We start from the raw sequence: 23345 nt of genomic DNA on the forward strand, positions 1-23345 counted from the left end.
ATATGTGTTATTTAAATTTTAATAAAACTGTTTAACTTTAAAATTTAGACTTATAGCCGTGTTAAGCGACTATTCCAGAAAAGGCTTTCTAATCCCTATAAAAGACATTGCTCGAAAGTAGCCTAACTTATAAAAAACCAGATTATCGAAACTAATTTTTCACAATATAGAGCGCATTATTGGTCTTAACTGAGTATCCAATAACATCTTCCATGTAGTATTCATCTCACATATTATATTTGGAGTTCTCAAGGTTAAATGATGCCATTTATACAACAATACACATTTTGTTGTTTTTTAGAATATGGTATTCACTTAACTCACTTAAAAATATTTTTCGGCCTCATAGAAATCAATATGAATACCTTCTTTATTATCAGAATGACCTAACCGATAGCCTTTTGAAAACGCTCACATTATGATTTCTATATTTTAACCATAATAAATTCCATTTACATGATGAAGTATTTGACAATAAACAATAACATATTAAAAAACAATACTTTTTTTCCTAATGACAATATCTATAAAAATTAATCTAGTCATATCAGCGCAATACTTAACTTGTCATGTATTATACTTGTATGTTTTAACTTCTAAATTTTGTCAATGAGTGTCCTAGAGCATTAACAGCTAATTCTCAGCAGTATTAATAATAAAGAAAACTTGCATAGTGACTCGTTCTCTTATCAATCTATATTTTTAAGTTCGGTCCTTCCTCGTAGCACAAACACCAGTTTTATGCCTGCTATTTTTATTGAAAATAATGGTGCAAAACTGTTAGTTAATAGAAGAGTAACTAAACAGCAATTGGTCCTTGAAGATCATGTGCTTATAGGTCAATCGTGAATGATTAATTATTTAAAATACGGTTCATTTGAGTGGCGAAAGCCAATTAGAGTATAGAGTCGATTATGGAACTAGATAATTATATTTCAGTTTCAGAATTAATTCAGGCACCTACCCTATTAATGATGTCAGTATCAGATCTTAACAGGGCACAGACGTTTCTTCGCTTTAATCTACGCCAATGGTTATGGCTCAGCAGCACAGTTTAAACTTTACAATACTAAACCATTGTTATATATAGGTAAAAATCATAAGAGAATGCCAGCTGAGAAGATTTGCCACAATATGGAAAGTAAATGGCATTTGAAAATGCTATGTTTAAAATTTCAATGCTCAACACTGCCGATAACAAACGGTTTTTGCGCGTTTGGCTCTATTGTTATCAATAGATAACCTGCAAGGTAGCACTGGAATTTATCAAACTGATAAAGGCTGTAATTTATAACCTCACCCAATTTGCTTTTGGGCGGGATTTTATCTTTCTGCTTCATCAGTCAGTGATGGAGTTCATTTACGATTGGCTTAGCGTGTGACTGCCGAATGTCGAACTTATCTTCTATCGACTTTTCTTTAATTCGCCTCTACCCCATAAAGCTTACCTATTAAATTCAAGGCTAAATCAACTTTACCCGTTCTCGATTTGGCTTGTATCATTTTCGCATCAACAAACTTACGACGAATATGTGCAAGGCAGACGACTAACTTGGCCTCTGTAAGCTCAAAAGCTTTATAGCCGTCAACATGTAGATAACCTTGATAGCCATCAACAAAGTCAATCGCGCATTGTGCCGCGCGACTGTTGTGATAATCGTATAAAAAAGCATTGGTTTTTTCACTTAACCTATCACTGCCACAACAATACACCCACACATAACTGGTCGTTTTTTCTACCTTGATGACTTTCAAGGGCGTTTCATCTGCAAAGATGGCTGGCTCTGACAATAAACTCTCTTTCAAGCATATATAAAGCGGCTCAAGTAATTGAGTACTGCGCATCATCCAACTCGACATGATTTGACGACTTAATTCGAATATAATATCGCTAAACATCGTTTTTTGGCGGTATGACGGTAAGCCGAACTGGTATTTACACGAGATGATTAGGCTGAGTAAGCTTGGCGTTGCAATACATTTTGGTCTCGGTTTTGCTGGCATTAATACGGTTTTTACTACACTTTCAATGCCGTTACGTTCACATTGGCGACAAGTATATTTAGGACGGATGGTTTTAATGACTTTAATATGAGCAGTACAAATTATAAGGTTTCACTTCTGCTTCCCCCACTTTATGCAACGGGCTTTGGTAGCAATCAAAGACTTTATCGCTTTCATTGATATCTACAATCACATCGACACGCCTCAGCGTGACGAACGGCCAGAAAATTTTTGTCGTGTTTATCAAGCACTAATTCTACTTCACTGAATACTTCATTAGCACCAAGCATTTTCTCTGACTTTTTACCGTATTTGTTGGCAAGCTTGAGATTATAGCGCGCAAGCAATTGTTGATAAGCGACATCTTTATTTGCCAATTCATTGTCTTTCTGCGCTAACTCATAGTCCAGACGTTGCTGTAATTCAAGCAGTATTTACTTAAATTGTTCAGGGTCATTAGGGAGTGAATTCGCATTAAATTTCATCGGATGATGTTAATAAAACATTCAAGCTAATACTGCTTATAGCGTCAATGATTACAAGGAATTTTGTCAATGACCGTTGACTGCAAAAAAAGCGTAAGACCAGGAAATTAGATCATCGAATGATAATGTAATTCTTGGTGACCAAAGATATCATACCCTGATAAGAATCAGCTGAGTTACTCATCTGTTAATAAAAATTCAGTGTGGTTGATATTACTCGGCCATTTGAATTTTTGTTTTTCTAAGCATTTTTGCTAAAACGAATAAAGCCCGCTTACTATGCATCACGGCTTGGCGCATTTCATAAAACTAATGCTCGTAACAATTGGCTTAAATAGGCAGCGGAAGTTGTACTTGGCAAGCTGACGTTAGCCTTACCAATGGTTAGCGTTATTAACGCTTGCGCTTAGGCGTTGTATTGACTAGCATTCATGTTGATGGTAATTATCAGCACGATATAGGCAGTTAAATTGTTATTCAATTTACACCTAAATTAAAATAAAGTTCGTGAAAAACTTATCTTAACCCCCTGTTTGAAAGACTCCGTGTCTGTAATATTCCAACCTGTGAGTTTTGGCATAACCGATCGCGTTTCTTCTTGTCTGTCTATGGTCTCTATGTTCAAAAATAAAAAGAAATATACAACCTCATCAATCAAGTCTAATGCCAATAGCTCCTTCATTATATTTGTGCCAGCAATTAAAGTTAAGGTGGGTTGTTGTAATAAATTTTGAAATTTTAATGTTTTTTTGAAGTCCTTAACACTACTTATTTCATATGTGGCTATTTCCGCTTTAGCTTTATTTACTAGTATTATGCTATCTTTTTCGTAAGTTCCAGATTCAATAGCTACAGCATGATTTTTTTCTATTATTGAATTTATTATTGACTTTATACATTTGTAAGATCCTGACTTACTTAAATTTATATCTATACCGTCCATTGAGGCTACAGTAACACACTTCACCCATGGTCTGTTCTTGGTGAGAATTGTATATGGCCCGTGGTAAATTTGTTGCCCAATATTATTTATTGGATACTCTATAACATGACAGTTTGTTAATTCTTCAATACTGTTATTACTTACTAATTCTGACCACCAATCAGCCTTGATCTTTGGTATATGCAGCTGTTTTATTCCATTTACCTCAATCAGTTCATATAACTCCTCTGGTTCAATAAATAATGGATATGGCGGACAAGATAAATAAAGTGCATGTGCATTTTCCACTTTAGCTAAGTCGTTTTTTAACGATGTTTGCGGATAGCCAACCATGCTAGCTCCCGTAGTCACTATATTATTTATATCGTATATAAGCCAAGCCACCCCAGAACGATTAGATAAGTTTAAAGCTTTGTCTATGGTCGAAACCATAGCCATCGGAAGTTTGTCTTGACCTTGTTTACTGGATACCATAATGTTTTTATATTTCTTTAAATTAGGATCCTAATTATAGATATTCATATGAAATCTCGCCACTGCCTCATTAGACAGTAAATTAATAGCGAAGTTAATATGAATCCCCCCCAAAGGGGAGTAGGTATCAGGTTATTCACATAATTTTTAATTACAGATTCATCCCCATTCTTATATTTAAGTAATAAAAAAGAATGGCATCGTATTCAACCAAAGTCCTTAGTCATTTAGGTTTAGTTTCTGATATGTGTAATGATCTAATAAATTTTTGTAGTTTCATAGACAATTACAATACAATAAGTCAGTAGTTAGTAGTTAGTAGTTAGTATGAATATGGTAGGGCTTGATGATGATTATGTTCAGCCTTGTTAGAATCTAGGGTTAAATGCGCACTTTACGAACCTAATTGGAGAAAAATTTCTTTTATTATAAAAATAAAATGATAGTCTTCATTCAAATATTTATTAAACAAAACACAATATTAAGTCCTGAATCAAAATGGTTTGTTATACCCAACGTAAAGCAGATGCAAAATTAAAAGTAATTTATTTTCCTTATGCTGGAGGAAATGCGCCGACTTATTTTTCATAGAGCAATTGGTTACCAGAAGAAGTAGAGCTGGTTGCTGTAAAGTCGCCAGCTCGAGCAAATCTTTTGTTTGAAAGCAGCTATTTAGAGATGGAATTTGGACTTAGGTTACCTTCACACTTTATTGCTTCTGGTAGTTCAGGTCCACATATACCTTCAAGAAGAAAACCCATTTATAAGCTACCTGAAAAAGAATTCATTGCTGAAATTGAAGGAATTAATGGACCCCTAAAAAAATAATTGACAATAAATAGTTAATGAGAAATTACTGCCGCTCCTTAGATCAGACTTTACATTAGCTGATACCTATTGTTACTCTTTAAAAACTATATTTAGCTGCCCAATATCAATATTTGGTGGGAGAGATAATGATATAACTTATTCTGATTTGCAAAGTAGGGAGGAATTTTTCTAACCGGCAGCAGATATCCACTAATTCCTCGATATCACTTTTTTATTAATCACAACAAAAATATTGTTATCCAAAAAGTAAATATCATTATTCAAAAAATGATTTCTAATATAGATTGTTCAAGTGACGATAAAATATATGAATAGGTAATTTAATATTACTAATTTAGAACCAACTGCCTTGAAAAACACCGTTTAATGCATTAGGTGATCTTGACGTTTTTTGCTCTTTTACTAAAGTGCTATGCGTCTATGGAAGAATCATCAATCGAGCAAGTAATAGCGCCACGCTGAGTTAATGCTCGGTTGTATTGATACCAATTAGTGATTTTGTTCTTTGCCTTTCCCATCAGATAGTGCTTTTTAGTTTTATAGTAAATGATCTGATCATCACTTTGATGAAAGGTTCGATTATTTAATCAACAACGCCCCACAAAAAATCCATTTGTTTAGCTGTTTTTTCAGCTAATGTCTTGCTGTGTAGTTTGTTAACTAGTTGAAGGCTCATCTCTATTCCTGCTGATATACCACCAGAGGTGATCAGTCTACCCTCATCGACCCATCGAACATCTTCTACTACATCTAGTTTAGGAAACATTTGTCTTAAATCAGTAATGTCTTCCCAGTGGGTTGTTACTTTATCTGTCTTGAGTACTTTAGCCTGTGCCAATAAAAAGGCACCTGTACATACAGAAGCGACTATTGATGATTTTATTGATTGTGAATAAATCCAGCTTAGTACATCAGTTTTGTTTATTTCATCAGAATGATTGCCACCCACAACGATTAAAACATCAATTTCAGGATGGTTATGGAAGCTGTAATCAGGAATAACCTTATATCCAGCCCTTGCTAAAACCGTATCGCCTGATTGACTAATTAAGAAAACATTGAAAGGCTCACTCCCTTCGCATACACGAGAAGCCGTTGTAAAAACTTCAAACGGGCCAGAAAAGTCGAGTACTTCAGCATTATCGTAAATGTAAATTCCAATATTCATTTGATGTTGATCCCACTCATAAATTATTTCATATTACATCTTATTTCAATTTGTTATCAATATGCTTCACTAAACTTTTTAAATTCAGTTGTTAAAAAATAGCGGTATCTACATACCCAAATCACTTGGAAATAAAGAGTGCCGCTATTTTTACTACTTAACAGCAGTTAGATCAAAGTATTACACGTTTTAAAATACGGTGTTTATTACCTGATGTATCTATCGCGACAGCTGTAGGTTTTGCATCAAAAATTATATTACCTTCGTCAGACACTATATGCTTATCATCCATTATCATCACTTCAAACGGCTCTAAGGAACTAACATATAGCTCGATTATAACAGGTGCTTGTTTTAGGTTATGCACATTAACAGCCCATTCTTTAGAGGGAGAGCTCGCTTGGTATTCAAGTGGCACTTTAGATCCATTTATAATCACTTTTTCAAAATCAGGATAACGTGGAAGGAAAAACCAGCCGACATCTGCCTGACGCAATGTACTAAATTCAACAGTTAATTTACGCCCCTTAGCTGTTTTTTCTGAACTTAACAGTTTAAATTCCGGTGCTGATTCACCGCTTGCATCTGCTTTCTGGTAGCGATCACTAACTGACCAAGGATATATTTTGGCACGTTCTTCTTCAAATTTAGCTTCGGTCAGATATTTTTTCGGTAATGGGTTTCTGGTATCGCTAATTATCCAATTGCTTGTTTTTTCGTTCATGTCTTCAAAGTGCACTAATACAACTTTTTGAGGTCTTAATTCTGAATGAGGTGGCACCATAGAAGCAATGCCGATTGATGCCAATAGAATAATAAAAGTGAGAACGTTGATGATTTTATTGGCTTTTGTGTAACTTTTGTCAATAAACAGTGGTGTTAAGCCAATAAAAATCAGCCCCCAAAAAAAACTATAGGCTAGTGGTAAATTGAAACCGAATGCCACTTCAATTAAAAGGGCAACTTTGAGGAAAAACAAAGTCGCTACAAGTGTAGAAATTACGGTATAAATTTCTGTGTAGCACTTAGATTTTTTCTGGATTAATATGAATAAAAGGGCTGAAATCAACGCTGGAAATATAAATATTATGCTAGATGACGGTAAAAACATTGCGCAAACTGTTGCGATTACTGACCACCAAATACCATTACTCAACATCATTGAAGTTACGTTAATGTGTTTTACAAAAATTTTAAGTGTGAAAATAACGGATAGTAAAGTAAAAACTATAATAGCTATTCGAGCAGGAGTAGGGAAAGCGTCCCAAGGGTTGTAAGCACCAGCTACTATTGCAACTAACTTTGTTAATATCAGACCTGATATTGTCGCCACTGCTATTAATAATGGCCAGACAAGAAGCGAAATAACCAGTGCTTTTTTACTGGTGTCTTTAGCCTTTATTGAGCGGGTAGATGCCCAGATAAAAATAGCGAATGCCAGTAATGATAATGGTATAGCAAATGCCACTGATAAGACAATCATCGAACCGCCAAAGAAATCCATATACATAGCATTTCCTTTGGGTGGATTAACTAAATCAGCATTAGCTAATACTTTAAGCATGGCGAGGGCGTTATCGCCATGATGTTGTAAACTACCCAGTGAAAAATTTTCTAAATTGTCCAGTTCGGTATGATAGTGGCCACGACCTTCTGCAAGACCAAAGTTTAAACTGATCATTCCTTCTTTTTTATAAAGGGTTAAATCGGTATCGTTAGGCATATTTTGGTAAATATCATACAGTAACGAGAATGCTGAGTGTTTTATATCTGCGTCAGCATAAGCACTGGCTAACCACGCATTGTTTGCACTGGTTTCAAATAATAAACTTTGTCCTTGGTTACCGCGTGCTTCAATATTAATCGCAGCCGCGATATCTTTTACCCAAGAGTCTTCTTTAATAAAAGCATCTGCGCCAATTAAACCTAGCTCTTCACCGTCAGAAAAAAGTAGTACTACAGGATTTTTAAACGGTTTTTCTAATTTAATTATTCGTGCAATTTCTAGAATAGAGGCAACACCAGCAGTATCATCACCAACACCTAAAGTTGCCGGGTGTGTGTCGTAGTGGGCCGTTAACATTACCGCAGGGCCACTTTCAGTACCTTCAATTCGGGTCATAATATTGGTAATTGGCATACAAGTAATCTGGCGACAATTAAACGTTTTCTGTACGCGAACTTCAAAACCTAAATACTCTAACTGATCTATTATTTTAGTTTGGGCGGTTTGGTGACCTACTGACCCTGAATTTCTTGGTCCGTCTGCAACTAAATTTTTCACTATATCGAATGCACGATATGCTGAAAACTCGTTTGGCGCAGCCTGTAAATTTGGCGTTGGCGGGTTCATACCTTTAAGCATCACATAAAATAGACTTAAAATAAGCATAAAGGCGATAAAAGGTACAAATGGTCGTATAGGGAATGCTTTTCCCCTCTCTGAACTTATATTTCGATTTTCTAGTGTTTCATCTGACATCTTATATTCTCCGATCAATAACTTAGTAACATAATAATTTTTATCAAGATACCAATTAGCATAACCAGCTGGTATTAAACGTTTATTTTTACAATAGTGTTCATGCTGTCAGACATCATTTATGTTATTGATAACTGATAAGGTGCTTGCACAAATATGCTAGCCAAGTTATCACGCAGGTAATGAGGTCTCTTTATGTTTTTATGATAAATATATTATTTTTGCTTTTTTGAAGTGTGAATTATTTTGACCAGTACTAGAACAATCCATGCATGTAAATTAGGAACTGTTCTAGTTTGTTACTGTTTTTAATTTAAAACCTTTTCTGATTTTTTTTCTTGAACTGTCAGATTTGATTGACTAAAAGTTGCTACTATTTTGTTAGCCAGTTCTGATTTGAACACCATAGAGTAGTGAGATCCCTCACTCGTAGTTATTGACAATTTTTCTTTGCTTACTGATTGTATTCGTTCTACAACCGCGGTTTTGTCAGCAGATATTGCTAGTCCGGTATTAGCCATTATTAATGTAACTTTACCAATTAACGTGCCGGATATTTTGTGGCTTTGTGCCAACGCTAGCTGACGTTGTGCGGCTTGATAATATATATCAAATTTATTTTCTGAAATATTTTCAGGTAAAAGCTGTAACTTAATTAAATTTGAATACAGAATACTTTGCGTGATATTGGTAAGTTTTTCACGCGTTAATATTTCATCAATAATTTCGCTACCTAATAATATTTCTGCCAATGTTTCTTTGCTTGACGTTTTTTCTGTAGAAGTCAAAGTCATGCTATCAAGATAGGCATCAAGTAATATCAGTTCAACTTTCTCACCTTCAGACTCTAAACGCTTTGTTAATTCGAACATGATATCGCCACCAAAAGAGTGACCCACCAATCGGTATATTCCCGATGGTTGAGCTGATTTAATTGCCAGGTACCAGAGATTAACCCGTTCATCTATGTTTAGTGATAAATCTTCTGTAAAACCATGTTGTTCATCAATAGCTGCGGTGGTTAACAGTTTAACATCAAACAAATGGTCTAAACGTGAAACTAAAAATTGGTATGTGATCGCCATAGTACCTAATGCAGGAGCCATAAATATTTTAGTCAAGTGATTGTTATTTCCAAACGACATAATATCGTAATTATTTATGGGGTTGAGTGGCTGCTCGTCATTTTCATGAATGAGTTCGTCAATACATAAAGCAAGTTTATTTAATGTTTGCGCTGAAAAAAGTTTTGTCATCGGCAATGGTTTATTAAAGGTTTGTTCAATTTCCGAGATTAAGCGAACTGCAAGTAAAGAATGTCCACCTAAGTCAAAGAAATTAGCGGTGACACTAATAGCATCAGTTTCAATTTTAAGTAAATTTGACCAGATATTAACTAATGTCTCTTCTGTTGGTGTTTCAGCGGCTATGTATTCACCCTGTAATAATGTGTCATCAGGGGCTGGTAACGCTTTTTTGTCAACTTTACCGTTTGATGTTAAAGGAAACTCTTCTAAAATAACGAAGGCGGAAGGCATCATGTAAGCAGGTAAACCTTCTTGTAAATAAGCTTTAAACTCAGCTATTAATGCTTGTTCATATGATTCTTGGTCTTGTTTTCGAACAGAAGGTGTGACGTAAGCGACAATACGTTTTTGTCCCGGTTCATCTTCTCTAACCAATACTAAACATGAAGCGACACTGTCACACTGTGATAATTGAATTTCAATTTCACCTAATTCAATTCTAAATCCTCGGATCTTAACCTGATCGTCTGTTCGTCCAATGAATTCCAGATTACCATCAGAAAGATAACGTACTAAGTCACCAGTTCTATAAAGTTTTTTGCTGCTATAGGGGTTTTCAGCATTAAAAAACGGGTTGTTAACAAATCGTTCTGCGGTGAGTGCTACCTGGTGCAAATATCCAGGCGCAACACTTAAGCCACCGATATAAAGTTCACCTGCCACGCTTTTGGGTTGTAGCTGACAATGTTGGTCTAATACATAACATTGAGCATTTACCAGTGGTTTACCAATTCGCTGCTGTTTTACATGATCCATAGGTTGTTCCAGCAGGTCATAAACGGTGGCTACTACGGTTCCTTCTGTTGGTCCATAGCTATTTAACAGTGGTATATTCACACTATTACGCCAGTGCTCAACTTGATTCGCCTGATAACCTTCACCTCCAATAATACACAAACGTAAGTTTTCCTTAGCAATTTCAATATAAGAACCATCGAGACTTGCTGATAGTAAGTGCCAGAAAGCCGTTGGAAGTGAAATAACACTGATTTCATTTTGATTGATGAAATCCCAAAAACCTTGTCCGCCTTCGAGTACAGCTTCACTTCGTAACACCAATTTGGCTCCAAAGCTCAGTGTGGTAAATACTTCTTCTACGCAAATATCAAAGCTGATAGATGAAAATTGCAGCACATTATCTTTTTCACTAATGTGGTAATAATGCTGTGCAGCCAGTACATAATGATTCACATTACTGTGACTAATAGTTACTCCTTTAGGTTGACCTGTTGAACCAGAGGTATAAATAACATAAGCCAGATTTGAAACGGTAAGTGCTTCAATTGTCGGATTATTGGATGGATAAGCTTGAAGCTGTGATTGTAGCAATTCATCATCTAAACATAGGATGTTCAGCTCTTTAATTGGTAATTTCGCTGCCAAATGACGTTGAGTCAATACGGTTGTTAGCTGCGAATCTTCCAGCATATAGTTAATGCGTGAATCCGGGTAAGCTGGATCTAATGGTAAATAAGCCGCGCCCGCTTTTAATATGGCTAATATGCCAATCACCATTTCAATGGATCTTTCCAGATATAAACCAACTAAAGTATTTGGAGTGATCCCTTGCTCGATTAAATAAAAAGCAAGTTGGTTTGCTTTATGGTTCAACTCAGCATAACTTATTTGTGTTTCTTCAAAAACCAGGGCAATGGCATCAGGATTCTTTTGTGCTTGTGTTTCAAATAACCGATGAATACATGATGACTCAGGGCAGCTAATTTTCTCACCATTGGCGGTCATTAACCTTTCTGCTAATTCATTGTCAGATAACATCGGTAAATTTGCGATTGTCGGTTTAAGTTGAGTTGTCTCTAATTTAGCTAATCCGGTTAATAATCGACATAAATGGTCGTTGAATTCCCAGATATGAGCTTCACTGAAAATCGCTTGGTCATAGATCCAATTTATTCGTACGCCGTTATCATTTAATTCAATAGAAATATCCAAATCAAATTTTGCCGTGATTGAATCTGACGATAAAGGTGATAATGTGACACCAGACATGGCTTGAACAGTGTCTTTTTTATCAACTTGCCCATAATCTGTATTGGTTGAAAACATCACCTGAAACAATGGGGTGTGGGCGGTACTTCTGGGCAAGTTCAATCGCTCAACTAATTGCTCAAACGGTACGTCCTGATTTGACTGAGCATCCAGATGGACTTGACGCACATGGGCCAGATAATCTGATAATTCTTGATGGCTAGTATCAAGCCTTAATACCAATGTATTGACGAAGAAACCAATTAATGGTTCAAGTTCCGTTTGCATCCTATTGGCAATCGGTGTGCCGATGACAATATCCTGACTGTTGCTGTGGCGTGATAATACTAGAGCCAGTGCACTGTGTAATAACATGAACGGGGTTATTTGATATTGTTTTGCTAACCGCGTAAGGGCATCACCAATTTTTGTTAGTAATTGTGATGACACTGCTTTTCCTGAAAATTGTTTTACCTCAGGTCTAGGGAAGTCCAACATCAAATTATGTACTGAAGGTAAGTCCTCTAGCTGCTGTTGCCAGTAATTCAGTTGAGAATCTAACACTTCTCCCTGTAACCAATTTCGCTGCCAATGTGCATAGTCAGCATATTGGATAGATAATGGCGATAATGGACTAGGTAATCCTTGATCGAATGCTGAATACAAGCGAAGGAATTCGTGCTCAAATATTTCCATCGACCAGCCGTCTGAGGCGATATGGTGCATGTTAAATAATAATACGCCATTGCATTTTTCTTGTTTGTCACTTTGTTCAAGTTGAATAAAACTTGCTCTCACCATTAAGTCTTGTGTTAAATCAAACGCGGTCAGTTTATCGGCTTCAATTAAGGCTAATAATTGAGATTGGCGTGAGGCTGGTGCTAAATGTGATAAATCATGTCGATGTAAGATAAAATCAAATTCATTCTGGATTTGTTGCATTGAGCCTTGCTTGGTATTGATATAAACGGTGCGTAGTACTTCATGGCGCTGAATAATCTCACTGATTGAGTCTTCGACCGCAGGTAGATTTATCTGACCCATTATTTTCATTGCCATCGGCATATTATATTCTGGGCTACCATTACTTAATTGATCTATAAACCATAAGCGTTGCTGAGGGAAAGAGGTAACTATAGGCTGATTTTCTTGACGTGAAACAGAAGTTACTGACATTCTTAACGGCCTAGGCCTATTAGTACCTAAATCAATGTGCGCGGCTATCAAGCGAATTGTTGATGATTCAAAAATCAATTTAATGGGTAGTTCTTTCTGTAACTGAGCTCGAATTTCCGAGATTAAGCGAACTGCAAGTAAAGAATGTCCACCTAAGTCAAAGAAATTAGCGGTGACACTAATAGCATCAGTTTCAATTTTAAGTAAATTTGACCAGATATTAACTAATGTCTCTTCTGTTGGTGTTTCAGCGGCTATGTATTCACCCTGTAATAATGTGTCATCAGGGGCTGGTAACGCTTTTTTGTCAACTTTACCGTTTGATGTTAAAGGAAACTCTTCTAAAATAACGAAGGCGGAAGGCATCATGTAAGCAGGTAAACCTTCTTGTAAATAAGCTTTAAACTCAGCTATTAATGCTTGTTCATATGATTCTTGGTCTTGTTTTCGAACAGAAGGTGTGACGTAAGCGACAATACGTTTTTGTCCCGGTTCATCTTCTCTAACCAATACTAAACATGAAGCGACACTGTCACACTGTGATAATTGAATTTCAATTTCACCTAATTCAATTCTAAATCCTCGGATCTTAACCTGATCGTCTGTTCGTCCGGCAAACTCTAAATTACCATCAAGAAGATAACGAACTAAATCGCCACTTTTATATAAGCGATCTTCAGGATCATCACTAAAGGGATTCGAAATAAATTTTTCAGCCGTCATTTCAGGTTGATTTAAATAGCCTCTGGCCAGGCCTGTGCCACCTATGTATAGTTCACCAACCGAGCCTAGAGGAACAAGGTGTCCTTCGGGAGATAATACATAGAGTGAAGTACCGTTTATTGGTTTGCCAATTGGAATTGAAGGTCTGCTGTTTTCTATTAGGGATTTGTCTCCATAAGACATAGGATAACAGGTGGTAAATGTTGTGCTTTCTGTCGGGCCGTAGCCATTAACAACCGTAACATCAGGTAAGCAATCTAAAACGCGTTTTACACTGGTTGTGTCAAGTATGTCACCACCGGCTAATATCCAGTGTAATGATCTCATATTTTTAGCAACATGACTCCACTGTTCAAATAAACCCGCAGTCAGCCATAGGCTGTTTACTTGGTTGCTTTCTAACGTTTGATTTAATACGGTTAGATCTATTTGACGTTCAGGATATAAAACACAAGAACCGCCATTCAGTAATGGCCCCCAAATTTCAAGCGTAGCTGCATCAAATGAAATCGAACTTGCTTGCATAAATCGTGTTGATTCATCTAAGGTAATAAATTCAGGGTTATTAACAAGCCTGACAACGCCAATGTGGGGGGTTAATACTCCTTTAGGCATCCCAGTTGAACCAGAAGTATAAATTATGTAAGCGGTGTTTACGGAATTTTGCTCTTTGTTTTTCTCTGGATTTAATGTTGAAAATGTTTGCAAATTTTCAGCTGTAGTCGACGAATCTAAAACAGTTAACTGACCATCGTTAATTGATCTGAATTTTTCTAACAAAGTAGATTCAGTCACTAAATGTGTTAATCCGGTATCTTTGAGTATGTAATCAATTCTGGTTTGCGGATAATTCGGATCAATGGGTGCGTAGGCTCCGCCTGATTTAAGTATGCCCAATAAACCGATAATCATTTCAGTTGAGCGGTCAAGGCAAATACCCACCAGAGTTTCAGTTCTAACGCCTTGTTCACGAAGGTAATGAGCGATTTGATTTGAAGCTTGATTCAGCTCTTTATAAGTTAATTGTTTATCTTTAAATACTACTGCGACATTGTCGGGTGTTTTTTGAACTTGTATCTCGAATAATTCGTGGATACATTTTTCCTGAGAATAATTCGTCTTGATGTTATTTAATTCATGTGTCAGATAATGCATTTCCGATATGGAGAGCATGGTTAAATCTTTAAGCTTAGCGTCAGGGGTTTCTGCAATATTGGTTAACAAGTGGGTTAAATGTTCGCTCAAGGTTTCGATGTGGGCCTGATCAAACAATGCTGTATTATAAACCCAGGAAAAACTCATACCGTTGTCGTTAATTTGGGCACTGATATCTAATTCAAATTTGGAAACAATTGTTTCGCTGGATAATGGTGTGAAGTTAACACCCGGGATTAATAATTGATTTGTCTCATTCGTGTTCATCGTAAATAAAATTTGAAATAATGGAGAATGTTGCGTGTTACGCGGGACTTGGCAATGTTCAACTAACTGTTCAAAAGGAATATCCTGATGCGCTTGAGCATCAAGATTAATGGTGCGTATATGCGTTAAGTAATCTGCCAGTGCTTCGTGGCGTCCATCGGTTCTTAATACCAATGTATTAACAAAGAAACCAATGAGTGGTTCCAGTTCTGTCTGCAAACGGTTGGCCACAGGTGTACCAATAACAATATCATGGCTATTGCTATGTCGTGATATCACAAGCGCTAATGCCGCATGCAGTAACATAAATGGTGTTAATTTATAATCGGTTGCTATTTGCAGTAGTTGTTGTGCTACGTCGGCATTTAACTTGTTTGTGACAACCCCACCTTGGTGGCTAGGTGTTTCTGATCTTGGATGATCAAGTGGTAAACTATGTATGGCAGGTACGTCTTCTAGTTTTTGTGTCCAATAACTTAGTTGATCTGCCAATATTTCATCAACCAGCCATTCTTTTTGCCAAAGGGAGTAATCAGCGTATTGAATTACTAAAGGTGCTAACGGGTCAGGTTTTCCTAGAATAATTGATTGATACAGAGCAACAAACTCTTTCAATAAAACGCCAAGTGACCAGCCGTCAGAAGCAATATGGTGCATGTTAAATAACAGTACACCTTTTGTAATTGTACTTGTGTCTGAGCTTTGTTGTGTTGAAAGTTGCAGATAAGCCGCTCTAACCATTAAGTCGTTGCTTAGATCAAAGTGTTTAAGGCTGTCTTCTGTCAGTAAATTTTTTACTTTTTCCTGTTGAATTTTCTCATCCAGTTGCGTTAAATCATGATGAATAAGGTTAAATTCAAAATCAGGTTGAATGAACTGTAGGGTTTGTCCACCTTCCTCTTTAAAGATGGTGCGTAAACTTTCATGTCTGGCAACGATACGGGTAATGGCTTTTTCGGCTATATCTACATTAAAGTCCCCTTCGATTTGAATGGCCACAGGGATGTTGTATTCTGAACTTCCGCTTTGAATCTGGTCGATGAACCATAAACGTTGTTGGGCAAATGAAGCTGAAACGGCTTGCCACGGTTGGCGTAAACTTGCGGTTATTTCTGGTCTTAATTGTGCAGTGCTGCCTGCATCAATATAATTAGCCATTGCACGGATAGTCGATGATTCAAAAATAAATTTAATAGGTAATTCTTGCTGTAATTGAGCTCTGATTTCTGCGACCAAACGAATGGCGAGTAAAGAATGTCCTCCCAACTCAAAGAAGTTAGCGTTCACGCTAATGTCGTCAGCTTTAATTTTAAGTAAAGATGACCATGTATTAACTAACGCCTGTTCGGTTGGTGTTTCAGCGGCTATGTATTCACCCTGTAATAATGTGTCATCAGGTGCTGGTAACGCTTTTTTGTCAACCTTACCATTTGATGTTAAAGGAAACTCTTCTAAAATAACGAAAGCAGAAGGCATCATATAAGCAGGTAGATTTTGTTGTAGATGTGCTTTTAGTTCAGGTATTAATGCTTGTTCATATGATTCTTGGTCTTGTTTTCGAACAGAAGGTGTGACGTAAGCGACAATACGTTTTTGTCCCGGTTCATCTTCTCTAACCAATACTAAACATGAAGCGACACTGTCACACTGTGATAATTGAATTTCAATTTCACCTAATTCAATTCTAAATCCTCGGATCTTAACCTGATCGTCTGTTCGTCCGGCAAACTCTAAATTACCATCAAGAAGATAACGAACTAAATCGCCACTTTTATATAAGCGATCTTCAGGATCATCACTAAAGGGATTCGAAATAAATTTTTCAGCCGTCATTTCAGGTTGATTTAAATAGCCTCTGGCCAGGCCTGTGCCACCTATGTATAGTTCACCAACCGAGCCTAGAGGAACAAGGTGTCCTTCGGGAGATAATACATAGAGTGAAGTACCGTTTATTGGTTTGCCAATTGGAATTGAAGGTCTGCTGTTTTCTATTAGGGATTTGTCTCCATAAGACATAGGATAACAGGTGGTAAATGTTGTGCTTTCTGTCGGGCCGTAGCCATTAACAACCGTAACATCAGGTAAGCAATCTAAAACGCGTTTTACACTGGTTGTGTCAAGTATGTCACCACCGGCTAATATCCAGTGTAATGATCTCATATTTTTAGCAACATGACTCCACTGTTCAAATAAACCCGCAGTCAGCCATAGGCTGTTTACTTGGTTGCTTTCTAACGTTTGATTTAATACGGTTAGATCTATTTGACGTTCAGGATATAAAACACAAGAACCGCCATTCAGTAATGGCCCCCAAATTTCAAGCGTAGCTGCATCAAATGAAATCGAACTTGCTTGCATAAATCGTGTTGATTCATCTAAGGTGATAAATTCAGGGTTATTAACAAGCCTGACAACGCCAATGTGGGGGGTTAATACTCCTTTAGGCATCCCTGTTGAACCTGAAGTATAAATCACATAAGCGGTGTTTACGGAATTTTGCTCTTTGTTTTTCTCTGGATTTAATGTTGAAAATGTTTGCAAATTTTCAGCTGTAGTCAACGAATCTAAAACAGTTAACTGACCATCGTTAATCGAATTGAATTTATCTGCTAATGTCGATTGAGTGAGTAAATGCGTTAACATAGTATCCTCTAACATGTAGTCGATTCTGGTTTGAGGATAATTTGGGTCAATTGGCACATAAGCACCGCCACATTTCAGTATTCCCAATAAAGCAGCAATCATTTCAAAGGAACGATCAAGACAAATCCCTACTAAAGTTTCAGATGTAACTCCTTGTGAAAGCAAAAAATTAGCAATTTGATTCGACGTTTCGTTGAGCTCTCTATAAGTTAGCTGTTTATCTTCAAAAATCACCGCGATATTGTCGGGCGTTTGCTGTACTTGTTTTTCGAATAATTCGTGGATACATTTATTTTGAACGTAATCAGTTTTACTGTTATTCAATTCATTGGTCAGGTAGTGCATCTCTGGTCTTGATAGCATGGCTAAATCTTTAAGTTTAGCGTCAGGCGTTTCAGCTATGCTGTTTAATAAACGTGTTAAGTGTTCGCTTAAGATTTGGACGTATGTTTGATCAAACAATGCAGTGTCATAAACCCATGAAAAAGCTATACCATCATCTGATACTTGAGCGGTAATATTCAATTCAAATTTTGCAATGATTGATTCGCTTTCCAGAGAAGTAAAGCTAAGTCCTGACAGGGATAACTTACTGTTTTTACTTGTAGTATCCATGGAAAACATTATTTGAAATAACGGTGAATGCAGGTTGCTTCTAGGGGTATTACAATATTCAACAAGTTGCTCAAATGGAATGTCCTGATAAGATTGAGCCTGAAAATTAATTGTCCGAATATGTGCCAGATAATCACTAAGCATGTCATGGTCGGTATCTGCCCTTAACACTAAAGTATTTACAAAAAAACCAATTAAAGGCTCTAACTCTGGTTGTACGCGGTTAGCCACGGGAGTACCGAGTACAATGTCATTGCTATTACTATGACGAGATAATACTAAAGCGATCCCTGCATGTAATAACATAAAAGGCGTTAATTGATTATCTTTTGCTATTTTTAATAGCTGTTGTGATACGTTAGTCTCTAACTTGTTTGTTACCACTGCGCCTTGACGAGCACTGTTTTTTTTTCTAGGAGAGGCTAGCGGTAAGCTATGAACGCTAGGTAGTTCTGATAATTGTGTACTCCAATAATTTAATTGAGTCTCCAGCACTTCACCAACCAACCAACGTCTTTGCCAATAAGCATAATCGACATACTGTATTGCTAAAGGTGCTAACGGATCTGGTTTACCCTGAATAATAGACTGATATTGAATGACAAATTCTTTCAGTAACACTTTCATTGACCAACCATCTGAAGCAATATGGTGCATATTGAATAACAGTACACCCTGGCTTGTTTTTTCTTGGTTGGAAAGGTGCAGATAAGATGCCCTGACCATAAGGTCATGCTTTAAATTAAAGGTTTTATTGCAATCTTCTTCAAACAATTTTTGTATTTGTTGTTGCTGTGTTTTTTCATTTTTTGATGTCAGATCATGATGAATGAGTTTAAACTCGAAATCGTTATTAATAATTTGAACAGGTCTTGGTACTCTTTCTTCAAAAACTGTTCGCAAAGGTGCATGCCGCACAATAATACGGTGGATCGATTTTTCTGCTGCATCTGTATCAAAGTTACCTGTTATTTTAAGCGCCATAGGCATGTTATATTCAGGGCTACCTTGGGCAAGATGGTCAATAAACCACAATCGTTGCTGAGCAAAAGATAATGGAATATCACCACTCACATCATCGAGTGCAGTAAGTTTTTCCTGACTAAGATAAGTTATAATGTCTTCTTTAAATGACTGAATCTGGGATTTTATTTCAGGTGTTAAAAGTCCTTTTTTTGCTTTAATTTTGAGCTTACCTTCTGTAATAGAGAGTAAGATCCCTTTTTGTTTCAATTCGGATAAGAATAACTGTAACTTCATAACACATGCCTCAATACGGGTAATTTTTGTACTAATCCACACAGCTATATTTGTTATCGGAAAGCTGCTGAATTGAGTTCATCTTCAGCACCTAAGAGTAAGATAAGGGACTGGTACGAGAATGATGCACACGTTACCACGCGTTTATTTATGACACTTTATGTTTTTATGATAAATATATTATCTTTGTTTTTTAATTCTTTTAGGCGGCCATTTCATATTGGGTAAAGTCCCCATAAACGAAACTTTAGTTAAAAGCTGTAAGATCCAGCAGTTAACCATTTAAAGACAAAAAGTGTATCTTAGCGCTAAGAAGTTAATACTTTGCATTTAAGATGACTTAATTAGCAGAAAACATTGATGTTAAAAAAGAGATTACGTGAAATGAAAGAATGGGATGAAAAATGTTTTATTATTGGTGCATGGGTTATTCAGCCTACTCTTTGTCAGTTAATCAGATGTGAAGGTGATACTTGTATTAATGTGGAACCAAAAGTTGTTGAAATTTTAGCTTATATGTCAAAAAACCCAAATAGAATAGTCACTAGGGACGAACTTTCTGAGCATGTATGGGCGAATACCGTTGCTAGTGATAATTCAATTAATCGAACGATTTCTTTAATAAGAAAGTATTTGGAAGATGATATTAAATTTCCTAAATACATCAGAACCATTCCCAAACGAGGGTATTTATTATTGGCCATTCCTGAATTTCCAGAGAATGTAAAACAATTACAAAAGGGATCAAAAATCAAACTTGAAAAGGTTCCCCTCCTCCCTTTAGTAGAAAATACAAATTTCAAAATAACTACCATTAATAACCGTAGTCATGAGAAACCTAATAATCAAACTGTGCAATTAGAGATGAATATGCCACCCATGCTGATGAAAAAATTTATTAATAGTATTCAAGACATGATTGAGTTCTTAAATACTTCAGATAATAGCTCTACCTGATTTCTCATAAATATTAGTCATGCTCAGATGTTTTTAACATTGGTGGTATCTGCACGTAGCTGATACTTAATTCAAACAACGATTAAAGGTATACGCTTAATCAATCAATTTACTTGTTTTTTGCGCAAGTCATAATTTCATCTCTAGCACTTTACTGGAGAAGTAACATGACAACACAGAAGAAATGCATTAATAACCTCTGAAAGTCGAAATTAAAAAACAAGTTTATCACAATAGAAATAGTTAATAGTATTTGTCATTTTAGCGTCAATAAGTTTGTCAAAAAACAGTTTAAATGTGGTCCGTAAGTCCGCTCTGCCCCACTACTGGTGTTTATCAAGACAGTTGTCACCTAAATTATTAAGCAGCTTCTTTGTGTTACTCTGAATTTAATTCCACAGCGCCTACTGGCTAACAGTTTTACTCTTATTTGAACATCAAGACTATAGTGTCTCTGCCATGACGTGACAAATTTATTCTACTATGACGATGCTCATTGTTCCCTCAATAAACAAACGCTTTTACCCATTTACAGGCTTCATCTAACGATTTGAAACCTTCACTAGCGCAACTAGGGTGATACTTTACCGTACTAAGTAGTGGTTCTGAGTATGGATCAACGGTACTTACCCTTGGTCGACTGCGTGAGACAACAACAATAACAATAACAACAACAACAACAACTAAATCGTACATCTTAGCTCGCTATAAGTAAGGCTCTTCATGAGTGATCCATTATCAGAGTGCAACACGACGTCTTTCTTCTAGCATTTCTCTGCCCAAACGCTGTACTCTAGTAGTGCCGCCGCTTGCTCACCTGTTTCATTGGCCTGAACTTCCCAACCGACTACATTACGGCTGTAACTGTTATCCCAACGCCGTACTTCTTTCGCTTTTTTAGTCGTATAACTTGTTGGCTTTTTGAGGATATTTCTCGGCTTCGCTTTACCTCGGTGTTGCAGCATGCAATATACGGTAAAAACTCGACTTTGATTCGATATATTCACCTCTGTCAGCTAGTATCGGTAATATTTTTTTTGCCGTTAGTGAGGCAAAATTTTGGCGGTTACAAACATCAATTACGGCTTGCCTTTCTGTTTTATTAGTTTATTCCCAGGCTCGGACTTCATTACTGCTAGCCTTATTTTGGCTCACACCTGACGTTACAACGGTACTGACCAACTGTGCATGCTTTTACCTATCAGTCAACGAAATCAGCTGTCCTCTTTTTCCTTCCAATGGCGTCTAACTTTTTTCCTAATGCAAGTAATGCGACCGTTTCTGCTAAAGCTTTTTCTTTTCTGCGTAGCTCTCGCTCTAATTCCTTAATACGACTTTTATCAGACTTTTGCTATGGCGTAGTCTTTAGTCTTTTTTCCTGCTTACTAGATTTTTAAAGCAATACAGACTAGTTTTAATGCTTTAACTTGCTAAGAATACAAACATTTAACTCGATAATACTCACTTAACTCAACAGCCTAAAATGTAGCGGTTTCTTGTGCAATCGCAAATTTTTTCTACTTGACCAGTTATCTGGTTAACTAACTTTTGTCACACTTAAACCTGAGGTATTAAATTGCTTTTGACAACTATACCCGTTACCAAGAGTGCTTGAGAAATTTCAACTCAAGGCGCGGTGATGACGTAATGGTTATTCCCTTATGAATCACAGCATCGATGAAGCGATATGACTCAAGCGCTTCGTCGATGGATTTAAAGTGACTTGATACTGCGTTAACTAATCAACACATAGAATGACTATGCTTAAATCATTTTCCTTCACTAAAGTCATTTTAATTTACGCTGAAATCCTGCACTTTGAATTATATACAGGGTTGAGATATTTATGCCTTCTTGCACTGCAAACTTTATAACTGACAAAGCACTTTGACTGAGTTTACTTAATACTGCTTATTTAAATTGGCTACATATCTTATAATACAATCACTTAACCTTACCACCCCCTATTTATTTATAAAATCAATAGAGACGACAACAATCCTGATACAAAGGGGACTGTCATTTCTGACAGCTAAATTAACATTGTATTAACGTTTAAGGTGGTTGTATCAAATTTACACAATTTATAGACAACCAAAATGACAAATATTCACTACATTGAACCAAACAACAACAACTACAGTACGATCAATAACAATCTTCTTAACGATGTTTATCGCCTACGCTATGATACATTTAAAACCAGATTAAGCTGGGAAGTTAACTGTGAAAACGGTTTAGAAAAAGACGAGTTTGATAAACTAGATGTAACCCACATTGCTATGACAGATCAAAACGAGAAAGTTGTTGGTTGCTGGAGAGCTTTACCTACTGAAGGTTCTTACATGTTGCGTAACATCTTCCCTGAATTAATGCGAGGTGAAAATATTCCTCATGAGGAGAATGTATGGGAAATCAGCCGATTCACAGTCGATAAAGCATTCACTAACAATGATAAAAGTATGGTGAGTAATTCAACCGCTCAGCTTGTTAAGTCGTTCTATGATTTTGCTCAAAAAAAAGGCATTAAATCGTATGTATTAGTTACTACTGTTGCTTGTGAAAGAATTTTAAGATGTTTGGGAGTAGAAACACGTCGGATGGGCGATGGTAAATCAATGCAGATTGGTATTGAAAGATCAGTAGCACTTTGGGTTAATGTGAATGAGAGTCTTAATATTTCGTGCGCATGATATTTTATTTAGCTTAATGAATATAAGGAATAATAATAAACCTTTTAAAGGATTTATTATATATAGAGATGCAAAATCAGATTTTTAACAATCTAACAGAAATAGAAAATTCAATAAAAATAATTGCCTAAATTGACAAAGTATTAATTATAGAACTGAATGCCATAGAAATAATG

At 36.3% G+C, this 23345-nt stretch carries 9 protein-coding genes and 2 pseudogenes; 3 read left to right on the forward strand and 8 right to left on the reverse strand.

Annotated elements, in window-relative coordinates; genetic code table 11:
* Positions 1-1419 precede the first annotated feature (1419 nt).
* From tnpC to H4J73_RS06095, 3 genes are all read right to left on the reverse strand, one after another.
* Entirely contained in the window at positions 1420-2109 is a 690-nt protein-coding gene (gene tnpC, locus H4J73_RS06085) for an IS66 family transposase (RefSeq protein ID WP_182223814.1), read from the reverse strand.
* Positions 2110-2177: 68 nt separating this feature from the next.
* Positions 2178-2381: a hypothetical protein gene (locus H4J73_RS06090; protein ID WP_182223782.1), complete on the reverse strand. Its 204-nt coding sequence runs from the start codon at positions 2379-2381 to the stop codon at positions 2178-2180.
* A 601-nt stretch (positions 2382-2982) separates the two neighbouring features.
* The gene (locus H4J73_RS06095) at positions 2983-3906 is read right to left on the reverse strand and encodes a hypothetical protein (protein WP_182223783.1); all 924 of its coding nucleotides are present in this window, start codon (positions 3904-3906) and stop codon (positions 2983-2985) included.
* A 678-nt stretch (positions 3907-4584) separates the two neighbouring features.
* Between H4J73_RS06095 and H4J73_RS06100 the strand changes: the two genes are divergently transcribed.
* Complete coding sequence (locus H4J73_RS06100; RefSeq protein ID WP_182223784.1) at positions 4585-4734, forward strand: hypothetical protein; 150 nt, start codon at positions 4585-4587, stop codon at positions 4732-4734.
* Positions 4735-5150: 416 nt separating this feature from the next.
* Here the strand turns inward: H4J73_RS06100 and H4J73_RS20415 are convergent.
* The 4 genes and pseudogenes from H4J73_RS20415 to H4J73_RS06115 form a co-directional block, all read right to left on the reverse strand.
* Positions 5151-5255, reverse strand: a pseudogene (locus H4J73_RS20415) (IS5 family transposase); the annotation flags it as partial.
* A gap of 65 nt (positions 5256-5320) precedes the next feature.
* Complete coding sequence (locus tag H4J73_RS06105) at positions 5321-5905, reverse strand: DJ-1/PfpI family protein (RefSeq protein ID WP_182223785.1); 585 nt, start codon at positions 5903-5905, stop codon at positions 5321-5323.
* Positions 5906-6077: 172 nt separating this feature from the next.
* Positions 6078-8387 carry a M28 family peptidase gene (locus H4J73_RS06110; RefSeq protein ID WP_182223786.1) on the reverse strand — a complete coding sequence of 770 codons (2310 nt, stop codon included), beginning with the start codon at positions 8385-8387 and terminating at the stop codon, positions 6078-6080.
* A gap of 308 nt (positions 8388-8695) precedes the next feature.
* Complete coding sequence (locus H4J73_RS06115) at positions 8696-19519, reverse strand: non-ribosomal peptide synthetase (protein ID WP_182223787.1); 10824 nt, start codon at positions 19517-19519, stop codon at positions 8696-8698.
* 384 nt (positions 19520-19903) lie between these two features.
* Between H4J73_RS06115 and H4J73_RS06120 the strand changes: the two genes are divergently transcribed.
* A complete protein-coding gene (locus H4J73_RS06120) occupies positions 19904-20476 on the forward strand; it encodes a winged helix-turn-helix domain-containing protein (RefSeq protein ID WP_182223788.1) in 573 nt (190 codons plus the stop codon).
* Between the two features lie 418 nt (positions 20477-20894).
* Here H4J73_RS06120 and H4J73_RS20930 read toward each other — a convergent pair.
* Positions 20895-22070: pseudogene (locus H4J73_RS20930) on the reverse strand (IS3 family transposase); the annotation flags it as partial.
* A gap of 505 nt (positions 22071-22575) precedes the next feature.
* Here H4J73_RS20930 and H4J73_RS06135 point away from each other — a divergent pair.
* On the forward strand, positions 22576-23169 hold the full coding sequence (locus tag H4J73_RS06135) for an acyl-homoserine-lactone synthase (RefSeq protein ID WP_182223791.1): 594 nt from the start codon (positions 22576-22578) through the stop codon (positions 23167-23169).
* The last annotated feature ends 176 nt before the right edge of the window (positions 23170-23345 follow it).

It is taken from the genome of Colwellia sp. MB3u-41, assembly GCF_014076845.1.
GTDB lineage: Bacteria > Pseudomonadota > Gammaproteobacteria > Enterobacterales > Alteromonadaceae > Colwellia_A.

What these genes read in the sequence shown, in the direction of transcription:
- H4J73_RS06100 (WP_182223784.1), top strand. Translation starts at nt 4,585, where the DNA reads ATGGAATTTGGACTTAGGTTACCTTCACACTTTATTGCTTCTGGTAGT.
- H4J73_RS06095 (WP_182223783.1), bottom strand. Translation starts at nt 3,906, where the DNA reads ATGGTATCCAGTAAACAAGGTCAAGACAAACTTCCGATGGCTATGGTT.
- H4J73_RS06120 (WP_182223788.1), top strand. Translation starts at nt 19,904, where the DNA reads ATGAAAGAATGGGATGAAAAATGTTTTATTATTGGTGCATGGGTTATT.
- H4J73_RS06110 (WP_182223786.1), bottom strand. Translation starts at nt 8,387, where the DNA reads ATGTCAGATGAAACACTAGAAAATCGAAATATAAGTTCAGAGAGGGGA.
- H4J73_RS06105 (WP_182223785.1), bottom strand. Translation starts at nt 5,905, where the DNA reads ATGAATATTGGAATTTACATTTACGATAATGCTGAAGTACTCGACTTT.
- H4J73_RS06115 (WP_182223787.1), bottom strand. Translation starts at nt 19,519, where the DNA reads ATGAAGTTACAGTTATTCTTATCCGAATTGAAACAAAAAGGGATCTTA.
- H4J73_RS06135 (WP_182223791.1), top strand. Translation starts at nt 22,576, where the DNA reads ATGACAAATATTCACTACATTGAACCAAACAACAACAACTACAGTACG.